This window comes from Roseivirga sp. (genome assembly GCF_965216855.1).
GTDB lineage: Bacteria > Bacteroidota > Bacteroidia > Cytophagales > Cyclobacteriaceae > Roseivirga.
On record NZ_OZ244204.1, the window covers coordinates 967,845 to 989,435 of the forward strand.

At 43.1% G+C, this 21,591-nt stretch carries 20 protein-coding genes; 7 read left to right on the forward strand and 13 right to left on the reverse strand.

Going from position 1 to position 21,591, the window contains the following annotated elements; genetic code table 11:
* Positions 1 to 88: 88 nt before the first annotated feature.
* Positions 89 to 1,495, reverse strand: coding sequence for an MBL fold metallo-hydrolase (locus tag ACOOEY_RS04305; RefSeq protein WP_420387437.1), 1,407 nt, complete (start codon positions 1,493 to 1,495; stop codon positions 89 to 91).
* A 202-nt stretch (positions 1,496 to 1,697) separates the two neighbouring features.
* On the opposite strand from ACOOEY_RS04305, the gene ACOOEY_RS04310 reads away from it, so the two are divergent.
* Complete coding sequence (locus ACOOEY_RS04310) at positions 1,698 to 2,060, forward strand: hypothetical protein (protein WP_420387438.1); 363 nt, start codon at positions 1,698 to 1,700, stop codon at positions 2,058 to 2,060.
* A gap of 5 nt (positions 2,061 to 2,065) precedes the next feature.
* Here ACOOEY_RS04310 and ACOOEY_RS04315 read toward each other — a convergent pair whose 3' ends face one another.
* From ACOOEY_RS04315 to ACOOEY_RS04340, 6 genes are all read right to left on the reverse strand, one after another.
* Positions 2,066 to 3,085 carry a c-type cytochrome gene (locus ACOOEY_RS04315; protein WP_420387439.1) on the reverse strand — a complete coding sequence of 340 codons (1,020 nt, stop codon included), beginning with the start codon at positions 3,083 to 3,085 and terminating at the stop codon, positions 2,066 to 2,068.
* 174 nt (positions 3,086 to 3,259) lie between these two features.
* Complete coding sequence (locus tag ACOOEY_RS04320) at positions 3,260 to 4,567, reverse strand: hypothetical protein (protein WP_420387440.1); 1,308 nt, start codon at positions 4,565 to 4,567, stop codon at positions 3,260 to 3,262.
* A gap of 33 nt (positions 4,568 to 4,600) precedes the next feature.
* Positions 4,601 to 5,014 carry a YeeE/YedE family protein gene (locus ACOOEY_RS04325; RefSeq protein ID WP_420387441.1) on the reverse strand — a complete coding sequence of 138 codons (414 nt, stop codon included), beginning with the start codon at positions 5,012 to 5,014 and terminating at the stop codon, positions 4,601 to 4,603.
* A 10-nt stretch (positions 5,015 to 5,024) separates the two neighbouring features.
* On the reverse strand, positions 5,025 to 5,600 hold the full coding sequence (locus tag ACOOEY_RS04330) for a YeeE/YedE family protein (protein WP_420387442.1): 576 nt from the start codon (positions 5,598 to 5,600) through the stop codon (positions 5,025 to 5,027).
* Positions 5,601 to 5,647: 47 nt separating this feature from the next.
* Complete coding sequence (locus ACOOEY_RS04335) at positions 5,648 to 7,060, reverse strand: MBL fold metallo-hydrolase (protein ID WP_420387443.1); 1,413 nt, start codon at positions 7,058 to 7,060, stop codon at positions 5,648 to 5,650.
* Positions 7,061 to 7,151: 91 nt separating this feature from the next.
* Positions 7,152 to 8,867, reverse strand: coding sequence for a SulP family inorganic anion transporter (locus ACOOEY_RS04340; protein ID WP_420387444.1), 1,716 nt, complete (start codon positions 8,865 to 8,867; stop codon positions 7,152 to 7,154).
* A 104-nt stretch (positions 8,868 to 8,971) separates the two neighbouring features.
* Between ACOOEY_RS04340 and ACOOEY_RS04345 the strand changes: the two genes are divergently transcribed.
* The 6 genes from ACOOEY_RS04345 (at position 8,972) to ACOOEY_RS04370 (ending at position 13,540) form a co-directional block, all read left to right on the forward strand.
* Complete coding sequence (locus ACOOEY_RS04345; protein WP_420387445.1) at positions 8,972 to 10,282, forward strand: MFS transporter; 1,311 nt, start codon at positions 8,972 to 8,974, stop codon at positions 10,280 to 10,282.
* Between the two features lie 52 nt (positions 10,283 to 10,334).
* On the forward strand, positions 10,335 to 11,378 hold the full coding sequence (locus tag ACOOEY_RS04350) for a glycoside hydrolase family 43 protein (RefSeq protein WP_420387446.1): 1,044 nt from the start codon (positions 10,335 to 10,337) through the stop codon (positions 11,376 to 11,378).
* A gap of 147 nt (positions 11,379 to 11,525) precedes the next feature.
* Complete coding sequence (locus ACOOEY_RS04355; protein ID WP_420387447.1) at positions 11,526 to 11,969, forward strand: hypothetical protein; 444 nt, start codon at positions 11,526 to 11,528, stop codon at positions 11,967 to 11,969.
* Positions 11,969 to 12,199: a helix-turn-helix transcriptional regulator gene (locus ACOOEY_RS04360; protein ID WP_420387448.1), complete on the forward strand. Its 231-nt coding sequence runs from the start codon at positions 11,969 to 11,971 to the stop codon at positions 12,197 to 12,199. The genes ACOOEY_RS04355 and ACOOEY_RS04360 overlap by 1 nt, the downstream gene beginning before the upstream one ends.
* A 25-nt stretch (positions 12,200 to 12,224) precedes the next feature.
* Positions 12,225 to 13,202 carry an NAD(P)-dependent alcohol dehydrogenase gene (locus tag ACOOEY_RS04365; protein WP_420387449.1) on the forward strand — a complete coding sequence of 326 codons (978 nt, stop codon included), beginning with the start codon at positions 12,225 to 12,227 and terminating at the stop codon, positions 13,200 to 13,202.
* A gap of 119 nt (positions 13,203 to 13,321) precedes the next feature.
* Positions 13,322 to 13,540: a hypothetical protein gene (locus tag ACOOEY_RS04370; RefSeq protein ID WP_420387450.1), complete on the forward strand. Its 219-nt coding sequence runs from the start codon at positions 13,322 to 13,324 to the stop codon at positions 13,538 to 13,540.
* A 1-nt stretch (position 13,541) separates the two neighbouring features.
* Here the strand turns inward: ACOOEY_RS04370 and ACOOEY_RS04375 are convergent, their stop codons facing one another.
* The 6 genes from ACOOEY_RS04375 to ACOOEY_RS04400 form a co-directional block, all read right to left on the reverse strand.
* Complete coding sequence (locus tag ACOOEY_RS04375) at positions 13,542 to 14,171, reverse strand: Crp/Fnr family transcriptional regulator (RefSeq protein WP_420387451.1); 630 nt, start codon at positions 14,169 to 14,171, stop codon at positions 13,542 to 13,544.
* 36 nt (positions 14,172 to 14,207) lie between these two features.
* Entirely contained in the window at positions 14,208 to 15,470 is a 1,263-nt protein-coding gene (locus ACOOEY_RS04380; protein WP_420387452.1) for an FAD/NAD(P)-binding oxidoreductase, read from the reverse strand.
* A gap of 184 nt (positions 15,471 to 15,654) precedes the next feature.
* Positions 15,655 to 17,127, reverse strand: a complete 1,473-nt coding sequence (locus tag ACOOEY_RS04385; RefSeq protein WP_420387453.1) for a TolC family protein — start codon at positions 17,125 to 17,127, stop codon at positions 15,655 to 15,657.
* Between the two features lies 1 nt (position 17,128).
* The gene (locus ACOOEY_RS04390) at positions 17,129 to 18,487 is read right to left on the reverse strand and encodes an HlyD family secretion protein (protein ID WP_420387454.1); all 1,359 of its coding nucleotides are present in this window, start codon (positions 18,485 to 18,487) and stop codon (positions 17,129 to 17,131) included.
* Positions 18,488 to 18,490: 3 nt separating this feature from the next.
* Positions 18,491 to 20,665, reverse strand: a complete 2,175-nt coding sequence (locus tag ACOOEY_RS04395; protein ID WP_420387455.1) for a peptidase domain-containing ABC transporter — start codon at positions 20,663 to 20,665, stop codon at positions 18,491 to 18,493.
* Between the two features lies 1 nt (position 20,666).
* Positions 20,667 to 21,347 carry a TetR/AcrR family transcriptional regulator gene (locus ACOOEY_RS04400; protein ID WP_420387456.1) on the reverse strand — a complete coding sequence of 227 codons (681 nt, stop codon included), beginning with the start codon at positions 21,345 to 21,347 and terminating at the stop codon, positions 20,667 to 20,669.
* Between the last annotated feature and the right edge of the window lie 244 nt (positions 21,348 to 21,591).

A 21,591-nucleotide genomic window follows, 5' to 3' on the forward strand; every position in this document is an offset into this window, starting at 1 on the left:
CGGTGTTAAAGGAATTGTTCGATGGCATATAAAAAAGAACCCCGGCACGTATTGCCGGGGTTTCCAACCATCAACTTAACCAGAATCACTAAAGCATAGTGATTTGCTCGTGAAACTCTGTCATTGGCAGAGTTGTCTCTTTAAGGGCTTTAAATCCGCCCTGAATATTGATCACATTCGTAAAGCCATTGGCCTGAAGAATGGAAGTAGCAATCATAGACCTGTACCCTCCGGCACAGTGTAAGTACCATTTGCTTTCCTTGTCTATTGAATTCAATCGATCATTGATAAAGTCTAGCGGAAAGTTGGTAGCGCCCACTATATGCTGAGATTCAAACTCGCTCTCTTTACGTACATCAAGCAGATTAGCTCCACTTTCAAAAACAGTTACAAATTCTTCAGCTGTAACTTCCTCTATTCGTCCTGTCTTCTCTCCCGCCTTGATCCAGGATTCTATTCCACCTTCGAGAAAACCTAAGGCATTGTCATAGCCTACTCTTGAAAGCCTGATGACTACCTCTTCCTCTTTACCGGGCTCGGCCAGGAATACAATGGGTTGTTTCAGGTCGGTTATCAAAGCACCCACCCATGGTGCGAAGTTATCATCCAGTCCAATAAACCAGGAACCTGGCACATTAGACTCGGCAAACTGCTCTTTTGGCCTAGTATCGAGTACTAAAGCACCATTCTTCTCAATAGTTTGCCTGAACTCTTTCACATCCAGACCAATCACACCATGCTCAAGAATGTTGTCAATACTCTCATATCCCATTTTGTTCATCACAGCATTTTTAGGGAAGTACTGTGGCGGAGTAACCAGGTCGGAGGTCACTTCATTGACGAACTCCTCTTTGGTCATATCTGCACGCAATGCATAATTGAACTTCTTCTGATTACCCAAAGTATCTACTGTCTCAGAACTCATGTTCTTACCACAGGCAGAACCCTGTCCGTGACCAGGATAAACAATTACCTCATCAGCCAAAGGCATAATTTTTTCTCTCAGTGAATCGAAAAGGTGAGCTGCCAGATCTTCGCGGCTCAGGTCTGTTTTTACAGCCAGGTCAGGGCGACCTACATCACCAAGGAACAGTGTATCACCAGTGAATATAGCGTGGTCTTTTCCGTCTTCATCAATTAAAAGGAAGGTTGAAGACTCCATGGTATGCCCTGGAGTATGCAATACTTTAATACGAACACCTCCCAGTTGAAGAATCTCCCCATCGGCTGCTACATGAGCATCGAAATTTGGAACTGCTGTAGGACCAAAAACAATGGAAGCACCGGTCTTCTTGGCCAGGTCGAGGTGACCTGATACAAAATCAGCGTGAAAATGTGTTTCCAACACATATTTGATTTTCGCTCCATTCTTCTCGGCCATCTCAAGATAAGGTTGAACTTCTCTCAATGGGTCTACAATGGCGGCTTCTCCATTAGATTCAATGTAGTATGCTGCTTCAGCAAGACATTGGGTGTAAATCTGTTCTATTTTCATCTTTGAATATTTTTTCGAATCGGATAACCAAAGATGATCAGAGTACCCTATTATTTTCGTAACCAATGTTACCCCATAAACTGATATATATCAGTTATTCATAATTCATTAACTGATACAAAATTGACATACATTTTTTCGTTGTTTACCACAGAATATGTTATTTTCGAGAATTAAGCTTTTTGAGACTCAAGCTTGAACCATGATGACACACGTATTAATTGCGGAGGATCGTGAGATTTTGAAATCGCTCTTCTCCGAACTCATTGAAACCTCCTGGCCTAAAGAAAAGCCAGTAAAGATCGATACCTGCTCGTTTGCAGAGATTGATACGATTGTTCCCAAAAAACAACACTGTACCTATATCTTTAATATCGACACAGATAGTGGTGCAAACTTTGGCAGGGTTAAACAGCTCATCGAAGGAGGGCATTTCAATGATAAACGAGTAATTATTTCTTCAGCCATGAGTATCCCCGAAATTGATACTCAGGGAACAGTTGAAATTCACTACTGTAATGAAGACAAGTTCGCCACCGAATGCATTCCGCTGGTACTCAACTAAGCCGGTTATTTACTTTTCTTTAGATTATACTCCTTTTGATAGAATTCCATAATAGGCTGAAAAGGACCGTATTTGTGTTGTTCAGCCGAGAAGTTATCTAACCATGGACCATAGGGGGTTGATACTGGTTTGTATTTTCGGTCCGGAAAATCGGCTTCAGTATTTTGTTTCTGCGGCCTGTCAAAGCTATTGATATATGCTGCCACATGATATGCTTCTTCATCGGTCAATACCGGTTTATCATAAGTAGCCTGCTGGAAAGGCATATTTCCTTTAATGAATTCTGCAGCCGTAATGATACGGTGCATACCGGCACCATGATTATAAGTATCATCACCCCAAAGTGGAGGGAATTGATATAAGGAGTTTTCATCGGGTCTCATACCCTGTCCGTTTTCTCCGTGACAAACCGTACAGTGTTTTTCAAAGACAAGTTTACCAAGCTCAGGATCGGCCTTTACTTCAGGTAATTCCAGTTTAGCAAATCCCTTATAAACACCCTCCTTCTCATTAGGCACGTCTTCACTTAACCATTTCATATAGGCCACCATTCCCTGCATTTCAAGACTATTGTGAGGCATTTTCCGGCCATTCATGCTGCGTTCCATGCAGCCATCAATTCGTTCCAAAAGTGTACCCTCTTTGTTCTCCCGTCCTCTGAATTGAGGGAAACGATTATAAACTCCAACAAAGCTTCCTGAACCAGGTTTAGTACCTGCTTCGAGATGGCAGCTTTGACAGGTCAGGTTATTTCCGGCAAAGCGTTTTTTTGCATCCTTAGCCAATGGACCGATCAATTGAGGAGATTTGGTTATTACATCATAACCGAGTTTAATAAGAGCAGCCTTGTCTTCTCCTTCCAGGTCAGTAGCAATAGATCTGGGCTTCCACTCTCCTGCCTGGTTTTTAGTTTTGATCCAACCAGAATTAACACCAATCAGAGTTAGGGCAGAGAACAAGGTTACAAGCAAACTGAAACCAATCAGCCAACCAATTCTTCTAAAAACGTGATTAAACTTATTCATCTTTAATAGATTCTACACGAAGTTCATTAAATCCTGATTTTTGGAATGTTACAAAAGTTACGCTCTTCACCTCTATATCTCTAAGAATTAACATAACAGCTTAAACGCCCATTTGAATCTATATATTCTGGTCATCAGCCACAAGAAGCTTTACTCAAACACTTCTGGCATTCACTAGAAAGTATAAGTAAGCCTCATATCAGTGTGAAAAAAATCAGCCTGATTAATCAATACCTGCATCTCATTGTCAACATTGGCTGCCAGAAAACGATAGGCCACCAAAACCTCAGCGGTTAGACCTGTTAGTTTTTTAAGCGGCTGAATTTTTAATTCAGCATCCCAGTGAAGATGAGAAGGCACTCTATACTTATTGTTGGCAAAGTCAGTAATGTGAGGTAATTTGTTTTTACCAATCGAAGTATTGAATTGATACTTAAACGCTTGATCGACCCAGGCCTTTTTCCATTTGATCATAAGTGCCCAGGCATTGGCCACTCCCTCTATTCTGGTTCTTCTCTGAAAAGTATAGAAAGGCTCAAAGCCTAATTCCCGAGGCATCAGGAAGCGACCATCATTAGTAATTCTTGTCAGGTTAAATTGAAGACTACTTTTGCCTAACTGTTTTTCAGCTCTGACCCCAAAATAGAGAGCGCGGTCATCTTGTACATAGCGCAGGTTTTCAAGAGCATTCCCTCCATCTCCCACCTTAAACTGATACATCAATTTAGCGCTTAGGGTAATCGCCTGATCGGACCAATGGACTTTGGGTTCCAGCAGGACCGTATTCATTAGGTTATCCATCCAGTAATTCCAGACATCGATTGTCATATCATTGCTCAACTGTCTGTTATAGTTAGCGGCAATGAGAACATTCGAATCCACCTGATTTCTATAGCCACTCGGTGTACCATCGGGGTTCACCCCTATTCCTGCAACACCAATGGCATCCCCCACTTTTTCGAAATCTCCTGAAAAGCGTGGCATCACTCGATGAATTAAAGCCAGCTGCCAGGAGGCCTTTTCGGCAGTGTAATTCTCATACCAGATTCCCTCTAAAGCGTTAGGGAATGGCCATCTTTCGTGCCTGAAAGCCTGCACATCTCTGGTAAATCGGCCAATAGTGAGGATATGTCCCAAATGATTAATCTGTGCATTCAATATGGGTAAAGCCAGTTCAGTCTGACCGGTCATGGTTCTCATGTTGAACAGATTGGCCTCATAAATAGGACCACGTCCTGTCAGCACATCTCTTTCTTCAAGGCCGGAAGTCCATGGCAGATAAATTCCATTCAGTTGGCCTGAAAAGGTCAACCAGGGCTTAATGGCATAGTCAGCCTTGAACTGACCAAAGAATACCTGAGTGTTGAAATCAGCCAGATTACCCCGATTATGTGTCGACATATACCGAAGACCCATCTGGCTTTTCAATTTTAGTGGAGACTCACTTTCCTGGGCCAAAAGTCCCAGGGCCAGTAAGCTCATTAAGACGGAGTATAAAAGTCTCCGGTTCATCATTTAATGAGGCAGCTTATGCTTGATTTTGCCGTAGACGAAAGTCCCCAAAAGTCCGGATGCAATCGCTACGATAATCACCAATACCCCGTTTCCTAAGAGAATGAACATTGGTCCCGGACAAGCACCTGTCATGGCCCAGCCTAAACCGAATATAGTACCTCCAATGAGATATCTTGGAATTGAAAACTGCTTCGGAGGGATTACAATCGGATCTCCTGACATGGCTTTCATCTTGGTTCTCTTAATAATCTGGGTAATGATAATTCCCAAAACCACTGCGGTGCCAATGACCCCGTACATGTGAAATGACTGAAACTTGAACATTTCATAAATTCTGTACCAGGAAATGACTTCTGCTTTCGAAAGGGTTATTCCAAACAGGGTACCCAGAAGTAGATATTTTACATATTTCATGATGTCAGATTTACAGGGTTAAAATATGAGGTAATAAAAAGTGAGTCATAATAAGTCCACCGATGAAGAAACCGATGACGGCAATCAATGAGGCCGGCTGCAAATCACTCAGTCCGCTAATGGCATGACCACTGGTACAACCACCGGCATATCGAGTCCCGAATCCAACCAGAAACCCACCGACCACGAACATGATTATTCCTTTCAGGCTAAACAGTGATTCAAAACTGAATAAGTCTTGAGGAACAATATCCTGGCCCGGGTTATTAATACCCAGTTCGGTCAGGTCTGCTATGGTAGCCTCTGAAATGGCAATAGTTGTATCCGGCATCAGAAAGTAGTGCGCGATAACCCCACCAACTACTGTTCCCAGCAGGAATACAAGATTCCAGGTTTGTTTTCTCCAGTCAAAGTCGAAGAATTCGCAACTTCTTCCTCCGCCAAACATGGAGCACATATTTCTGAAGTTGGCCGAAAGACCAAAACTGTTGCCGAAATAGATCAGGGCAAACATAACTATGGCAATAATCGTCCCCGCAACATACCACGGCCATGGCTGTTGAATAAATTCAATGAAATTGTTCATGAGATATTTCTTTAACAACCGGACCTAAATCAGGCCCGGCATAAGTCTTATTTTAAGGTACTTGGACAAACATAATCGGTCACCGGAATTCCGGCTTCCTGAATTGCTTTAAAGCCACCATCAACATCTATGATCTTCTCATAACCTCTTGATTTTAAGATTGATGAAAATATCATTGAGCGGTAGCCTCCTGCACAGTGAATGAAGTATTCTGTGTCTTTGTCAATCCTTGCCATTTCATCATTAATGAAATCCAAAGGCGTATTTTTAGCTTTCTCTATATGTTCGGCCAGGTATTCACCCGGCTTTCTTACATCAAGTACATTGGCGGTACCTTCCTCCAGTCTTTGCTTAAGCACCTCTGCACTTACAGAAGTAACCGTATCGACTTCTTTTCCGGCAGCCTCCCAGGCAGCAATACCACCTTCCAGATATCCGAGGGTATTGTCATACCCTACTCTGGAAAGTCTGGTTACCACTTCTTCTTCTCTGCCTTCATCTGCAATGAAAACAATGGGTTGCTGTAGGTCAGGAATCAATGCACCAACCCAGGGAGCGAAGCTTCCATCGATTCCGATTGAAATGGAATTGGGAATAAACGCTTTTGCGAAATCCTGAGGCTTTCTGGTATCCAATACCAAAGCACCTTCATGGTTCGCCATGGCTTCGAAAGTATCTACATCGAGTGCTACTTTCCCGGTTTCCAGAATTTTGTCTACACCATCCGTATCAGCCGATTTGTTCATGGCTACATTCTGAGCAAAATATTGAGGCGGTGGAAGCAAACCATCGGTTACTTCTCTGATGAATTCCTCTTTGCTCATATCTGCTCTTAGCGCATAGTTGTTCTTTTTCTGATTGCCGAGTGTATCTGAAGTCTCCTTACTCATGTTCTTACCGCAAGCAGAACCTGCACCGTGAGCCGGATAAACAATCACATCATCGGGCAAAGTCATGATTTTATTTCTCAGGCTATCATAGAGCATGCCTGCCAGATCGTCCTGGGTAATGTCTCCCTTTTGTGCCAGGTCAGGTCTCCCTACATCACCAATAAACAAAGTATCTCCACTGAAGATGGCGTGTTCCTTTCCTTCCTCGTCAATTAACAGAAAAGTAGAACTTTCCAGTGTGTGACCAGGCGTATGTAATACCTTGATCTTCACATCACCCAGTTCGAAAACCTCACCGTCAGTAGCCTGATGGATATTAAATTCTGTTTTTGCTCCGGGACCATAAACAATGGTTGCTCCTGATTTTTTAGCTAAGTCAACATGTCCTGACACGAAGTCGGCATGAAAGTGTGTTTCGAAAATATATTTGATGGTGGCCCTGTTTTTCTCGGCCATGGCGAGGTAAGGATGTACCTCTCTAAGTGGGTCAATAATAGCTACTTCACCCTTACTTTCGATGTAGTAAGCGCCTTGTGCTAAACAACCGGTGTAAATTTGATCTATTTTCATTTGCTTTAATTTTTCTCGTTAAGCTGGTAACAATACATGGTTGATGTAAATTACGTTCCTTCTGTTAAATTCTGAAGTAACAAAAGTTACGTTAGGCATTTGTCTGGTTCACCAGATGTGCCTTTTTATCTTCATATTCTCCTGAAATACAGTAATTTACCGCATCGTTAGTAGTCAGGAAGAAAACCTGTCCCTCTTCCTTGCTGATCAGTCCATTTCTGTAGAAAGCGTCTCTCACAGGACCTATTACTTCAGCAAAAAGCATGGTAATACCTTTCTCATTCAAGCTCTCTATTAAGTCTCTCAGACCAATCACTCCTGTGGCATCTATGTAGGCCACTGAACCAGCGTCCAGCACCACATATCGAAGCTCTCCATTTCTTTTATACACTTCATTCATCACCTTGTCTTTGATGGTCTGAATGTTGACGAAGGCGAAAGGGGCATCGACCCGAACGACCAGTACTTCCGGCCAGGTTTCCAGGTTATCGAAACGTTTTACATTTCTATATTCATCAATTCCATTCACCCGGCCCAGAATGGCCATGTGGGGATTAGCTGCTTTAAACAGCAGAATAAGAATGGACAAAACGATACCGGTTACAATTCCCGGCACCATACTGAATTGAAGGGTCACCAGAAAAGTGGCCATCAATAGCCCGAACTCTATTTTATTGGTTCTCCACAGCTCTCTCGCATAAGAGATGTCAATAAGGCCGGCCACTGCCACCATAATAATAGCAGCCAGCATGGCATGAGGCAGATTGTAGAATAAAGGAGTCAGGAACAGTAAGGTCAGTGCTACCAAAACAGCAGAGATGATGGAGGCTAAAGGAGTATTGGCTCCCGCCTGATTATTCACGGCTGATCTGGAGAAACCACCTGTTACCGGGTAACTCTGGAAGAGAGATCCAACAATGTTTGCTGCTCCCAAGGCAATCAACTCCTGATTGGGTATCACCTTATAATCTCTTCTCTTGGCTTCAATGGCTTTGGCAACAGAGAAAGCTTCCATAAATGCCACAACCGCAATGGTTAGTGACAGCGGAAGCAACTTCTGAATGGTCTCCAGAGAGAAATCAGGGATAATCATGGAAGGCAACCCACCAGGAACTTCCTTCACTATGCTCACCCCTTTACCCTCCAACCCAAAGAAAGTAACGGCCAACACACCGATGATTACAGCGATGAGTGCCCCTGGAATTTTATTATTGATTTTCTTCGCTCCTTTGATGAGGGCTATACCGGCAATACCGATAATTAAAGTGAGTAAATGTGTTTGGTTAATCTGGCCTGCAGCACTCAGAATAATCTTGTAGACCTGATTACTCTTTTCCAGACTTATCCCTAAAAAGTATTTGAGCTGATTCAACCCAATAATTAAGGCAGCTGCAGAGGTAAAGCCGCTAATCACAGGCTTAGCTAACAGATTGGTAATGAACCCCATTCTGATGACCCCCAAAATGAACTGGGCAACTCCCATAAAAAAGGCCAGCATGATGGCATAGGTAATATAGGCCTCACTTCCTTCGGTGGCCATGACCGATACACCGGTAGCAACCAACAGGGAATCCATAGCCACTGGTGCCACAGAAAGCTGTCTTGAAGTGCCAAAAAGAGCATAAATCAACTGAGGAACTACTGAGGCGTATAAGCCATACACCGGAGGCAATCCGGCAATAAGCGCATAGGCCATTCCCTGAGGAATAAGCATAATCCCTACAGTAAGTCCGGCAAATAAATCACCACTGAGATCGGCCTTCTTATAATGAGGTAACCAGGTAAGTATCGGTAAAAACTGCTTCACACTATTCTGAATTAAGTTGGTGTAAAAGTAGGCCTACTTTCAGGCAGTAAAAGTAACCAAAGTTACCGAAGCATTTAAGCACCTGACTGATCGGCATTTGTGATTTGAAAAGAAACTTATCATTTTCAAGGGTGAGCGCATTTCGAAGGCTAGCGATACTTATTACCCTCATGTTTGTTGGTGAAGCAGTGTTTTTTCTGCCCTTTGTTGTGACGAGAGTCTTCAGACCGACATTTCTGACTGTTTTTGATATTGATAACCTGCAACTGGGCACGGCCTTTTCAGTCTACGGTATTGTTGCCATGTTCTCCTACTTCTTCGGTGGCCCAATTGCTGACAGGTTCTCTTCCAGAAAACTGATCATCTTTTCACTCTTAGTGACCGCCTCAGCAGGCTTTATCCTCGCTTTAATCCCATCCCTCACTACATTAACTCTCCTTTATGGTTTCTGGGGCCTGAGCACTATACTACTCTTCTGGTCAGCTTATATAAAAGGAATCCGAGAGTTTGGCGGTGAAGAGAGTCAGGGAAAGTCTCAGGGATTGGTAGATGGTGGGCGTGGTTTTGTAGCTGCATTGATAGCTTCTTCAACCGTGTTTTTACTGGATGCATTCCTGCCTGTATCTGCCGGGCAAGCCAGCACAGAGAACTTAACCGATGCATTAAGTCGGGTCATTCTTGTATTTACCTTCTCAGTGATTCTTGCTGCACTGATAGCCTGGCTGATATTGCCGGTACAAGCTACACCTGTCAAGCTTAAATCAACCCGACTTTCCTTCAAAGGTGTTGGAAGAGCCATTAAAGAGCGTACTGTCTGGTTACAGGCACTCATTGTATTGTGTGCCTATGTGGGATATAAATGTACCGATGACTTTGGATTATATGCTCAGGATACTTTTGGGTATGACGATGTAGAGTCTGCTCATATAGCTACCATTTCATTCTGGATGAGACCGATTGCAGCAATGATTGCCGGCTTTCTTGGTGATAAACTGGTTCATTCAAAAATCACCAGGGTCTGCTTTCTCATTCTGATTGTTGGTTCTTTGATCATTAGTTCAGGCATTTTAACCGGAGATGTTTTCATTTTCATTGCCATAACTTTAGCCAGCACAAGCCTGGGTATTTATGGCCTGCGGGGTCTCTATTACGCCTTATTTCAAGAATCTAAAATACCGCTTTCCTATGCCGGAGCAGCCATTGGATTTATTTCAGTGATTGGCTATACACCTGATATTTTCATGGGACCTTTAATGGGAGTTCTTCTGGATAATAATCCTGGCAAATTGGGCCATCAGTATCTCTTTGGGGTATTGGTAATCTTTGGCCTTATTGGCCTGATCGCATCCATTCTCTTTGGGAAAACCAGTCCGGCAACAGATGAATCAACTCAATCCCCGAAACAAAATATATAGCCGATTAAATAATCATCTCAGGTGTTTCAGGCTGTTCACCTTATCTTCAGGAATGACCTTTAAACTATCTTCTCTGCTCAAGCCGGGATTAACCTTGCTCTCTATCAGTCTCATTTTGTTGTCCTGCCAATCCGGCAATAAAACAAGCTCCAACATCACCTCTGGGAACCCCATTATTGATGGTTGGTATGCCGATCCGGAAGGCGTTGTCTTCGGAGATGAGTACTGGATATTCCCAACTTACAGCGCCCGTTATAAACAGCAGGTCTTTTTCGATGCTTTCTCCTCAAAGGACCTGGTCAACTGGAAGAAACATGCTAAAATATTAGATACCACCAAAATCAAATGGGCCAGACAAGCCATGTGGGCTCCGGCTGCCATAGAAAAGGACGGCAAATATTATCTATTCTTTTCAGCCAATGACATTCAGCGCCCGGGCAGCTCACTCTACAATGCTGATGACACTATCAACCATACCGGGGGAATAGGCATTGCCGTAGCCAGCCAGCCTGAAGGTCCTTATGAAGACTATCTCGGCAAACCATTAATCGATGACTTTTACAATGATGCCCAACCCATCGACCAGTTCGTTTTCCGTGATACAGATGGACAGCACTACATATTCTATGGCGGATGGAGACATTGCAATATTGGCAAGCTGAACGAGGACTTTACCGAAATCATCCCTTGGGACGAAGAACAGCTTTTTAAAGAAATTACTCCGGAAGGCTATGTAGAGGGTCCTTTCATGTTCATCAGAAAAGGTAAATACTACCTTATGTGGTCAGAAGGTGGGTGGACCAATGGCAGTTACAAAGTCGCTTATGCTATGGCCGATCAGGTTGACGGTCCATATAACCGTATAGGCACTATATTAGAATCTGATACTACCGTGGCCACCGGAGCAGGTCATAATTCTGCCATTCAGGTTCCGGGTAAAGATGAATGGTATATGATCTATCACAGACGTCCAATTCCAAATGAAGACCGTGACCACCGGGTAACCAGCATCGACAAAATGGAGTTCAATGCCGATGGTACGATCAAGCCCATTAAAATGACTTTTGAGGGCGTAGAAGCCAAACCCATTCGATAAAATCAAAAAAATCAACAGTTTAATTCCCTGACTATCAATTGATTGAAATTTATTTGTAAAATATTTTTAACATAGAGTCCAACTTTTTTTACCTTTGGTACGTCATATTTGACACAAGGTTAAATTTCTCATACTTAACAACGTACCATGTCATATCGTGAAAACAAAAATTGGGTCAACATGCTGGCGGCTATTCTTGTGCCAGCGATTTACTTCTTCTTCATTTTTAAAGACTCTCCTCAGGCTGACCTGAAGAGCGATGAACTCCTTCAGTTCTGGGGAAAACAAATGATGGTCTATATACTCGTAGCTATTGGTATTCGAATCGGCATCGAGATTTTATACGCTATCGTTTATGCCGCTATAACACGCGAATCGATCCCTAAAACGGATGAGCGCGACAAGCTCATTGAATTGAAATCCAAGAATATCAGTCAGGTCATTTTTATTTTTGGGATTATAGCGGGAATGGGCTCTCTCGCTCTGGAAATGTCAGTAAACACCTTCTTTATTAGTTTTTTGGTAGGAGGTATAATAGCTGAACTGGTAGAAAACACCGTCCAGCTGGTTTATTACAAAAGAGGATTTTAATGGCGAAGTATAAGATTCAAAATAAAATTCGCATGCTAAGATTCATGAACGATGAGATGACTCAACAACAGTTGGCAGACAAAGTTGATGTGTCGAGACAAACCATAGTGGCTATCGAAAAAGGCAAGTACTCCCCTACTCTGGAGCTTGCCTTCAAAATAGCTCAGGTGTTTGAGGTACCGCTTCACGAAGTGTTCTCTTACGAGCCCATAGACAAAAACTCAAAATAATCAGGTCAGATTAATTCAAAACAACATGAAAGCTTACATAAGAAAGCGCTACGGTGGTCCGGAGCAAATTCAGCTGCAAACCTTTCAAAAACCTACCCCTAAGCCAGACGAAATACTGGTTAAAGTAAAAGCCACCAGCATTAATCCTGCGGATTGGAGGCTGTTGCGGGGAAAACCATTCCTCGTGAAATTGATGATTGGTTTCCCCAAACCCAAAAGCCCATTCTTCGGAGCAGATGTAGCCGGTGTAGTAGAATCAACAGGCGATCAGGTGAGCACATTTTCCATTGGTGACCAGGTGGTCACTGATGTTATGGGCACGGGTGCCGGAGCCTTTTCTGAATATGTTTGTGTAAAAGCTTCTCATTGGGTAAAAATTCCTGAGGGAGTCAGTATTCAGCAAGCAGCCGCACTTCCCGTTGCCTCTTTAACAGCATGGCAAGGCCTTAAAGATTATGGTCATCTGAAAGCCGGACAAAAGGTACTGATCAATGGAGCGTCAGGAGGCGTAGGACACTATGCTGTTCAGTTGGCCAAATACCTCGGAGCGGAAGTAACAGCTGTTTGCAGTACCGGAAAAATGGCTATGGTTAAGAAGATAGGAGCAGACCATTTGGTAGATTACAAGCATGAGAGCCTGGGAGATATCAAAGAGTCATTCGACCTGATTTTTGACGCTGTTGGAAATATTTCAGCAGGTACTGCCAGAAGGTTGCTTAAACCCAAGGGCAAGTGTCTGATGGTCGGTTGGTCCGGCTTTGGGGCTATGTTGTCTTATAGTCTCGGGAAAATTCCAATACACCTCTTTTCAGGCAGAAGACTGGGTGCTTACACAGCCAAAATGAAGACGGAAGATCTTTCTGAAATATGCCAGATTCTGGCCTCGGGAAAGATACGATCGGTGATAGATAAGGAGTTCACTTTTAGTGAATTACCTGCCGCTATCAGTTACCAGGAAAAGGGCCATTGTGCCGGAAAAGTAATAGTCAATATCAATGACTGAATCAGTTCAACATGAAAAATCGAGGCTTCACCGATAAAATTCTCCGCTTCGGCAATTCATTTATGGAACTAAACATCAAACTTTGGAGATTAACATAAAATATCAACTCAACAACAACCATGAAACTCTTAATATTCAAAACCAACATTGAAAATGAAAGTAGGGTGAAGAAGGTCAACGCACTACTTGCTTACAACCCTAATGTAATGGGCTGGTCTGTAGATCTGGAAGACAGAGATAAAGTACTTCGGATCGAAGCAGAAGACCAGGTGCAGGAATCAGATGTAATGGACATCGTGAATTCCTGGGGTCTGGAGTGTGTTGCACTGGAGGATTGAGTTACAAAATCTCAATCCTGTTTCTGTGCAACTCTATTCGCTCCTCCCTCTCTAATTTTTTTAATAGTCTGGATACTACAACCCGTGAAGTATTGAGCTCCTGAGCGATTTGTTCATGGGTTTTATTAATCACAAAGGAGCCAGTACTTTGTTTTTTATCCAGCAGATATTTCATCAATCGCTGATCCATATTCATAAAGGCAATGCTGTCAATAGTATTGAGCATTTCATCAAAGCGATCATGATAAGAGTCGAAGATGAATTTTCTGAAAGAACGATACTTAACCATCCAGGTATCTATATGATGCATGGGCACCATCCATAAAGTGGCATCTTCTTCAGCAACTACTTTGAATTCAGAAATCTGAGTTCCTAAACAGCATGAGATAGACATCGCACAGGCATCCCCACCTTCGAGGTAATACAAGAAGATTTCTCTTCCTTCCTTATCTTCCCTCATAACACGGAGTGTTCCCTTAACTACCATGGGCATCTCTTTGGCATCCATTCCGGGCTCAATCAGGGGTTGCCCCTCTCTTACCATCAGGAAGCGACCTGTTTGAATGATTTCGTTGATCAGCTGGCTTTCGAGTCCAACCAGTTCCAACATACGTGTGATTTGCTCTATCATGTGTCTAGTCAATAGGAGGTAAATAGTAAACCTGTGTTATACAGGTTTACCTTTCATCATTTTGTTCCAATAAAGATATGGAAGCATATACTTTTTCAGCATCCAGAGTCTCCAATGTTCCTTGTCTGAATTAAATACCAACATTTTCTTCAACTGTGGATCAGGAGTAAAGTTGTTCTTGTAATCGAACTCTGCCAAAACCATTTTCCCATAACCGGTAACCAGCGGACATGATGAGTAACCATTGTACTTCATATCTGTAATGGTATCGGCCTCCATCATGGTCAGTAGATTCGCCACAACAATTGGGGCCTGCTTTCTGATAGCGGCACCTGTTTTAGCAGTTGGCAGTCCTGCAGCATCTCCCAAACCAAACACATTGGGATATCTCACGTGTTGAAGTGTTTCGATGTTTACATCTACCCAACCTGCTTCATTGGCCAGTTCAGAACTTTTGATAAAATCCGGAGCAGTTTGAGGTGGTGCCAGGTGCAACATATCGTAAGGCATTACCGTGGAGTAAGTCCCCTCAGTTCTTTCATGCAATACATTACCCTCATTAACTATACAGTTGTTTTCTTCCGGGTTAACACTCTTAAAAGTGATTTCTCTCCTGGCTGAATCAATTTTAACTGGAGCGTAGAAGGGCTTAAAGTGAATTCCATACCTGTGAATCACATTCATCAAGGTTTTCGCAATTGATGGAACTCCAAAAATCACAGTACCCGGAGTGGCAAATACCACATTGGTTTTATCCAGGATACCTTCTTTTCTAAAGTAGTCTGAAGCGAGATAACAAATCTTCTGAGGTGCACCTCCGCATTTAATTGGTGTAGTGGGTTGAGTAAAAATGGCATTCCCTCCCTTGAAGTTCTTTAAGACATTCCAGGTATGATTGGGGTCTGTGTAGTTACTACAAACCACATCTTTATCAATCGCCTCAGTTAAGCCTTCAATAAGACTAGTATCGATTTTAATGCCCGGGGCAGCCACCAGAAAGTCATAAGTATAGTCGTTTCCTTCTGCTGTAGTTACTGTATTCTCTTCTGGCTTTAATTTACTGGCAGACTCCTTAATCCACTTTACACCGGAAGGAATAAGGCCCTTCATGGGCCTGGCCGTTTTATTAAAATCGTAGGTATTTGCCCCTACTAATGTCCAGGCAGGTTGATAATAGTGAGTATCGGACGGCTCAATGATGGCTACATCCAGATCCTTTTTGGCCCTTTTGAGTTGGGCAGAAACCATGATTCCGGCAGTACCGCCACCGATAATCAATACTTTATGGTGAGAACTCATTTTCTTGGGGTTAGTGGTTGAAATCTCAATGCCATCCTTCGAAAGCACAGGTAATGATAGCTATTCCCAAAAAAGATGAGTGTGACTTTGGTTACAATACCATATGATATATGTCAGAATCTGAGTCTAATACAATGACAACCAACTCATTATGAGACATGATGAAATCTTATACCGTGAAAGCCTAAAAACGGAAATTCAGATATGGTTTTCCTGCTGCCCAGAGTAATTCGAGCTTGGCCTTTTCCAGGTTCACCTGCTGCTTAATGAACTTAATCTGAGCCTCCAGTAGTTTATCTTGCTGAAAATTGATCTTGAACAGATCGCTCTCTCCAAGGTTCAGGTTGAAAAGCTCGGCTTCCAGTAAACGCTGATAGTTCGACACGGCCTGTCTTTGAAGGCTCAGCATTTGTTGACCGTTAACCATTTCGAAATAGGCTCCTTCAATTTCATTGACGATTTGTTGTCTCGCAAAACGGCTTTCATAATCCGTCTGGTCAATCTTAATGCGGGTCTGTCTGAGTTTTGCCCTCTCCTTTCTCAGGAACAATGGAAACTCAACCTCTAAACCGAACTTGTAATTGTTGCCCAGATCAATGTCTGTGAATTCACCTGAATAATTAATGGGAGAGTTGACGAGATTATAATTCAGGTCTACTCTTGGCTTTAAATTCTCTTTAGCCAGACGTTCGTCAACATCTAACTGATCTAGCTTAAGACTATACTTCTGCAGCTCTGGATGGTTCTGAACAGCAAATACAAGCAGACTATCGAGCGATTCTGCAGGTTGCTGGAATTCAACATCCCACACTGGCGCAACATTATCCTGAATCTCCAAGGGCTCTTCATTCTCTCCCCAGAGATAGTTGGCTAATACAAGGCCTGCACGCTTGAAATCTATTAAAGCTGCCTGTCTTTCGGTACTCCTGTTCTGAAAAGTAATGGCGGCCTGAACTGTATCTACTGCGGCTACCTCGCCAAATTCAAAATCAAGCTTAACCCGATTGTAGATTTCTTCAGAAATGGCCAAACTTTGATCCACCATTCTGAATTCGAAATAAGTGAAGTACCAGTCCCAATAAGCCTTCACTGCTGACAGCAAGGTTTTATTGATTACCTTAATTCGTTCTGCTTCGCTAATCTGAGCAAAAATCTGAGCCTGCTGTACTGCCGCTCTTCTTTGATCGATAAAGAGACCACGTCCAACAGGCAGACTTAAGCCGGCTGTTACTTGTCTGTACTCCTCTCCTGATGGAATATTTCGCTCAGGGTTAAGATACACCCCACGGTTTCTGTCTACACTGATTTTCGGGTCTATCGGGAACCACAATGGAACCTTCAGAGTAGTGTTGAAGATATCATAGTACTCAGTATCCTTGTAGTTCTTCACGTCCCAATTACTGGTAAGTTTTGGGTCGAAAGCACCCCTGGCCAATCGAATCTCCTCCCTTGCATTGTCAGGTAACAAGTCGGCCTGCTTAACAACGGGGTGATTCGACAAAACCACTTTCACAAAATCTTCCAGCGGAAAGTATCGAACCGAATCGTCTGGTCTCACAATCTCTTCGATACTCTTCAACTGTATGTCCTGAGCCATTAAGGGCGTAAAACCAATGAAGAGCACCGTCAACGCGATGTATTTGAGTGACTGCTTCATCTTACTTTTTTGCTTGTTCTTTTTTGAGTACAGGTTCTTCCGGTGCTTCATACAAACTCGGAGGGAAACCATTCAGCTGTCTCCATATCTCATACCATACCGGCACGTTGTCCAGCATGACCCATCCTTTGGTTCCAGAACCCATGCGAAGCTGTTGTGGCCAGGCCTCATCTTCAGGATCAGGCGTCACCAGAATACGGAACTCTCCATTGACAGAATTTACCCTGTCAATCACCTGTACCTGACCGCCAAAAGTACCAACAGAGACACTGGGCCAACCTGCGAACTGCAATGCCGGCCATCCATCGAACTCGATACGCACCTTTCTGCCCTGCTGAATCAATGGCACATCCATGGCTCTTACATACATCTCTACCGCCAGTTGCGGATTCTCCGGCATCACCTGAGCAACAGATTCTCCTTCTTTGATGGTTTCCCCTACACCAGCTTTCATCGCCTTGACGATATAGCCACTTTGAGGAGCCACCAATTGATAGTTATTAGTTCTTACCTGGTAGTTGGCATATTGATTCTCCAGCTTTGCCAGGCTTGCCTGAGCTTCGAAAACCTCTGCCGAGGTATTATTTAGGTCTGATCTGGCCTTACTGATCTTATCCTGATACTCTGCCTGAACACCAGAAATATTGACCTGAGCATTAATCACTTCGGTCCTGGATTCCAGAAACTTATTCTCCGAACTGATCAGCTTCATTTTCGACTCCTGGAACTTGGACTCTAACTCCTGAAACTTAGTTAATGCGATATTACCCGCATCATAACGCTTCTTGTTGCGGTCGAAGATATTCTCCTGGTTAGCATATCTTACCTTTTCGGCTTCATAGTCTACACTATCGCTGGTCAGTTTGAAGCGTGCCTGCTTTAATTTGTTTTCCGCCTGCTCATACTTGGCGGTCAGTAAATTCTCCAAAGCAGCAATTTGCTGCTCCAAGGCTACCATTTTCTCTTCTTTTGCTTCTATGCTGAGTTGCTTGGCATCAATCTGCTCTTTGGTACGCTGTAGTAACAGAGGATCGAAGTAAGCATCTTTCACTTCAGAGAGTGTAAGTATGGTATCGCCCTTATGCACAAACTGTCCCTCAATGACATGCCAGGCCTCAATTCTACCAGCAATAGCAGATTGAATGGCCTGTGGCCGTTGACCTGGAGAAAAGGCAGTAACCTTACCATTACCTCTGATATTTTGCTGCCATGGAAAGAATAACAACACAAGAAATACGAAAGAAACACTCATGAGTACCTTGGCAATAAACCTGCCGGCACTCGGTGTTTTAAGCGTCTTGAACAGAATGCTCTTCTGCTCAATTACCTCATTATCTTTGTTATCGGATATGTTCAGCATAATCTAGTCTTTAACCAATTCTGTTAAATGTCCTCCTGCCAAAAGCTCTGTATAACTACCTTCTGCTTTAATTCGGCCATCATCCATCAACACCACACGATCGCAGGCCGACATTACTGCCGGATCGTTAGAAACTGCCACCACTGTACAGATATTCATCTGCATTACCAGGTTGATCAGCTTTTCCTTCTCACTTCGCTGGAAAGTGTTAAAGAAGTCGTTCAAAATCATCAACTTAGGTTTCTTCACCAAACACCTGGCGAGAATCAGCTTATTCACGAAAGAACTGGAGAAACCTTTACCCCCACTAAGAATATGGGTGTTCATTCCGTTAGGAAGCATATTCACCTTGTCTTGCAAACCTACCATCTGAATAGCGTCAATAGCATCACTTACTGAAACCTGAGGTTTACCGACAGTAACATTATCCAGAATGCTACCCTCGAAAATATCTTCCTGAGAAACATTCTTGGCAATCTTATCACGCAGATTGGTGAAGTCAAGATCTCGCAGGCTGTAACCGTTAATGGTGATCAAGCCCTTATAGTTATGGTTGAGTCCTGAAAGCGTATTGGTCAGTGTGGTCTTGCCGGAGTCATTGGCTCCTGCAATACATACCTTGGTACCACAATTTACCGCCAGGTTAATGTCTTTGAGGGCCGGCCTGTCGGCACCCGGATAGGTGTAGTTCATTTCCTTAATATCGATGGTAAAACCACGATCGACATCTTCCTTTCGTAAGTCAATACCACCCACTTTTTCCAATGGTAGGTCTGTTACCTGGCTGATTTTATCTACCGCAGTGAGCATATCATACACTACGTCCATGTAGGTGATAATTTTCTCAACGGAGTTCAGAATAAGGATGATAATCACCTCAGAAGCCACAAATTGACCCAGGGTGATTTCACGATTAATCACCAACGAAGTACCTATGATGAGCAAACCACCGGTGATGGCTGCCTTAAAGAGCACAATGTAGCTATACTGAGTAATCAACACCTTGAAGTGTGTCTTTCTGTTTCTCAGGTAGTTGTTCACGTTATACTCAGTCTTCTTGATAGGCAGGTTTGTATTGCCTGAAATTTTGAATGAGTTCAAAACCCTGGCAATTTCTTCCAGCCAGTAAACCACCTTGTACTTATACTTCGATTCCTGAATTGAAGACTGCAAACCTTTAGGCCCTGTCAACCTGAAGATCAGCACTAAGGTCAACACCAGCACCAGACCAAAGAAAACAAAGAAAGGGTGATAGAAGGAAAGCAACAGCAATCCAAAAAGAATCTGAATAGTACCCGACATGAGATCCCCAAGGAGTTTAGGTAATCCTTTCTGGAGGGTTAGCACATCGAAAAAGCGGTTGACCAACTCAGGTGTATGCAGGTTACTCAATGACTCCACCTTCATTCTTGGTATTCTGAAGGTGAATTCCAGTGCAGCCTTGGTAAAAATCCGTCTCTGAATATATTCCACCATGGTAATCTGCATGATTTGTAGTCCTCCTGCCGCCAATATTCCTAACAGTACCAAACCAATGAGCAGGTAGATGGAGCTAAAGACCACACCACCAGAAACCAGTTCTACCGTAGCCTGAATACCTAATGGCAAAGTCAAAGAGACAATACCAACAAAGGCGGCATAGACAAAGACATAGAATATATCTCTCTTCTCCTCTCCTAAGAGACGGAACAGACGTTTGACCGGTGATAGCTGTTGAGGCACTTCATCATCGTCATGTTCAGAAACCAGGCTCTTATAACTAAAGGCTCCGAGCAAAATCACTTCGCCTTTCTCATTCCTGATGAGTCCCTCCTGAATATCCTGTACGGAACCAGATTCGGTTTCACTCTCATGCACAATGGTCACCAGAGTTCTTCTCTTTTTGTCCTTGTGAATGATAACGGGCAAAAAACCATCTTTTGTGGTCTTGAAGCCTATCAATGGAATGTTCACATCGTCTACGAACATTTCCAGTTCGTTATTCTCAAGGGCCTGATCGAGCAACACTACTCTAACCTTATTGGCTGACTCGAGCAGGTCACGCTTGAATTCGTAAGCCTCGTCCAGCGAGTAGATACGCGTACCTACCTGCAAATCCTGATGGAGCGCATCTTCGATACTCTCACCCAGGAGGAGCTTAACTTCTTTAATGGTATTGGCAATATGCTGGTTGGTCATCTTATTTCTGGATGGCGTTAATTACTAAATGCCTGATAAAGCTGTAGTTTCTTGGATAAACCTCTTCCAACTCACAGGAATAATCAGTTAATGAAGGTAAGTGCTCTGCAAAGAACACCTGTTGATGAGCTGCCTGCAGGCAGGTGCTGATCAAAGAATGTGCATATGGGTAGTCTGGATTAATCGCTTTGACCATGGCAGCGATACCATTACAGAGGGACTTATAGCCTCTGAAGAGTCCTATCTTATTGTCCATATCTACCTGCTTGGTGAGGTAGGTCTTATCCGATTCGTTAATCACAATGCGTTGCAGAGCTGTTTCGTCCACATCTGGAAATGAGTTATCGTAGCATTTCTTCTCAGTAATGAGTTGAAGCGCTCTTTCCAGTCTTTCCAAATCGTTTTGGATGTTATTAGTCTCAAATTCTATCCTATACTCCAGCCAGGTCCAGTACCATGTAATGAGATAAACCAGCAGTTTATGCTTGTTCTCGAAATAGCGGTAAATGGAGGCTTCAGTGGAGTCAATCTCCAGAGAGAGCTTTTTGAAAGTAAAGGCTTCAAGCCCCAACTCATCAATGAGCTGAATAGAACAACTAACAATCTTTCTTCCCAAATCTGTATCCTGAGGATCTTTTAAATAAAGATTCTCATTCATATGCAGCTTTAGCAAAGTAGCCATTATATCTGTTTTGTTAATTTCACTTTACTGAATGATAGCTTTACTATCATACAAACTAGCATTACAACGACCAACAGACTAAAAGGTTCAGAAATGACAATTATTTTTTCCGTGTGGTAAGCAAAGGGCATAAAAAAAGGATCACTCCCCAGTGATCCTTTCCGTATTTTTGCAAATACCCCCAAATAACAAAAGCGGGGGACGATTGCTCGCCCCCACTCACCCTGTTTCAATTTGAGTTGAA

Bases quoted from the DNA above. Each gene is read 5' to 3' on its own strand.
- ACOOEY_RS04305 (WP_420387437.1), bottom strand. From the start codon at position 1,495: ATGAAAATAGAACAGATTTACACCCAATGTCTTGCTGAAGCAGCATAC.
- ACOOEY_RS04310 (WP_420387438.1), top strand. From the start codon at position 1,698: ATGATGACACACGTATTAATTGCGGAGGATCGTGAGATTTTGAAATCG.
- ACOOEY_RS04315 (WP_420387439.1), bottom strand. From the start codon at position 3,085: ATGAATAAGTTTAATCACGTTTTTAGAAGAATTGGTTGGCTGATTGGT.
- ACOOEY_RS04320 (WP_420387440.1), bottom strand. From the start codon at position 4,567: ATGAGCTTACTGGCCCTGGGACTTTTGGCCCAGGAAAGTGAGTCTCCA.
- ACOOEY_RS04325 (WP_420387441.1), bottom strand. From the start codon at position 5,014: ATGAAATATGTAAAATATCTACTTCTGGGTACCCTGTTTGGAATAACC.
- ACOOEY_RS04330 (WP_420387442.1), bottom strand. From the start codon at position 5,600: ATGAACAATTTCATTGAATTTATTCAACAGCCATGGCCGTGGTATGTT.
- ACOOEY_RS04335 (WP_420387443.1), bottom strand. From the start codon at position 7,060: ATGAAAATAGATCAAATTTACACCGGTTGTTTAGCACAAGGCGCTTAC.
- ACOOEY_RS04350 (WP_420387446.1), top strand. From the start codon at position 10,335: ATGACCTTTAAACTATCTTCTCTGCTCAAGCCGGGATTAACCTTGCTC.
- ACOOEY_RS04355 (WP_420387447.1), top strand. From the start codon at position 11,526: ATGTCATATCGTGAAAACAAAAATTGGGTCAACATGCTGGCGGCTATT.
- ACOOEY_RS04360 (WP_420387448.1), top strand. From the start codon at position 11,969: ATGGCGAAGTATAAGATTCAAAATAAAATTCGCATGCTAAGATTCATG.
- ACOOEY_RS04365 (WP_420387449.1), top strand. From the start codon at position 12,225: ATGAAAGCTTACATAAGAAAGCGCTACGGTGGTCCGGAGCAAATTCAG.
- ACOOEY_RS04370 (WP_420387450.1), top strand. From the start codon at position 13,322: ATGAAACTCTTAATATTCAAAACCAACATTGAAAATGAAAGTAGGGTG.
- ACOOEY_RS04375 (WP_420387451.1), bottom strand. From the start codon at position 14,171: ATGATAGAGCAAATCACACGTATGTTGGAACTGGTTGGACTCGAAAGC.
- ACOOEY_RS04380 (WP_420387452.1), bottom strand. From the start codon at position 15,470: ATGAGTTCTCACCATAAAGTATTGATTATCGGTGGCGGTACTGCCGGA.
- ACOOEY_RS04385 (WP_420387453.1), bottom strand. From the start codon at position 17,127: ATGAAGCAGTCACTCAAATACATCGCGTTGACGGTGCTCTTCATTGGT.
- ACOOEY_RS04390 (WP_420387454.1), bottom strand. From the start codon at position 18,487: ATGCTGAACATATCCGATAACAAAGATAATGAGGTAATTGAGCAGAAG.
- ACOOEY_RS04395 (WP_420387455.1), bottom strand. From the start codon at position 20,665: ATGACCAACCAGCATATTGCCAATACCATTAAAGAAGTTAAGCTCCTC.
- ACOOEY_RS04400 (WP_420387456.1), bottom strand. From the start codon at position 21,347: ATGGCTACTTTGCTAAAGCTGCATATGAATGAGAATCTTTATTTAAAA.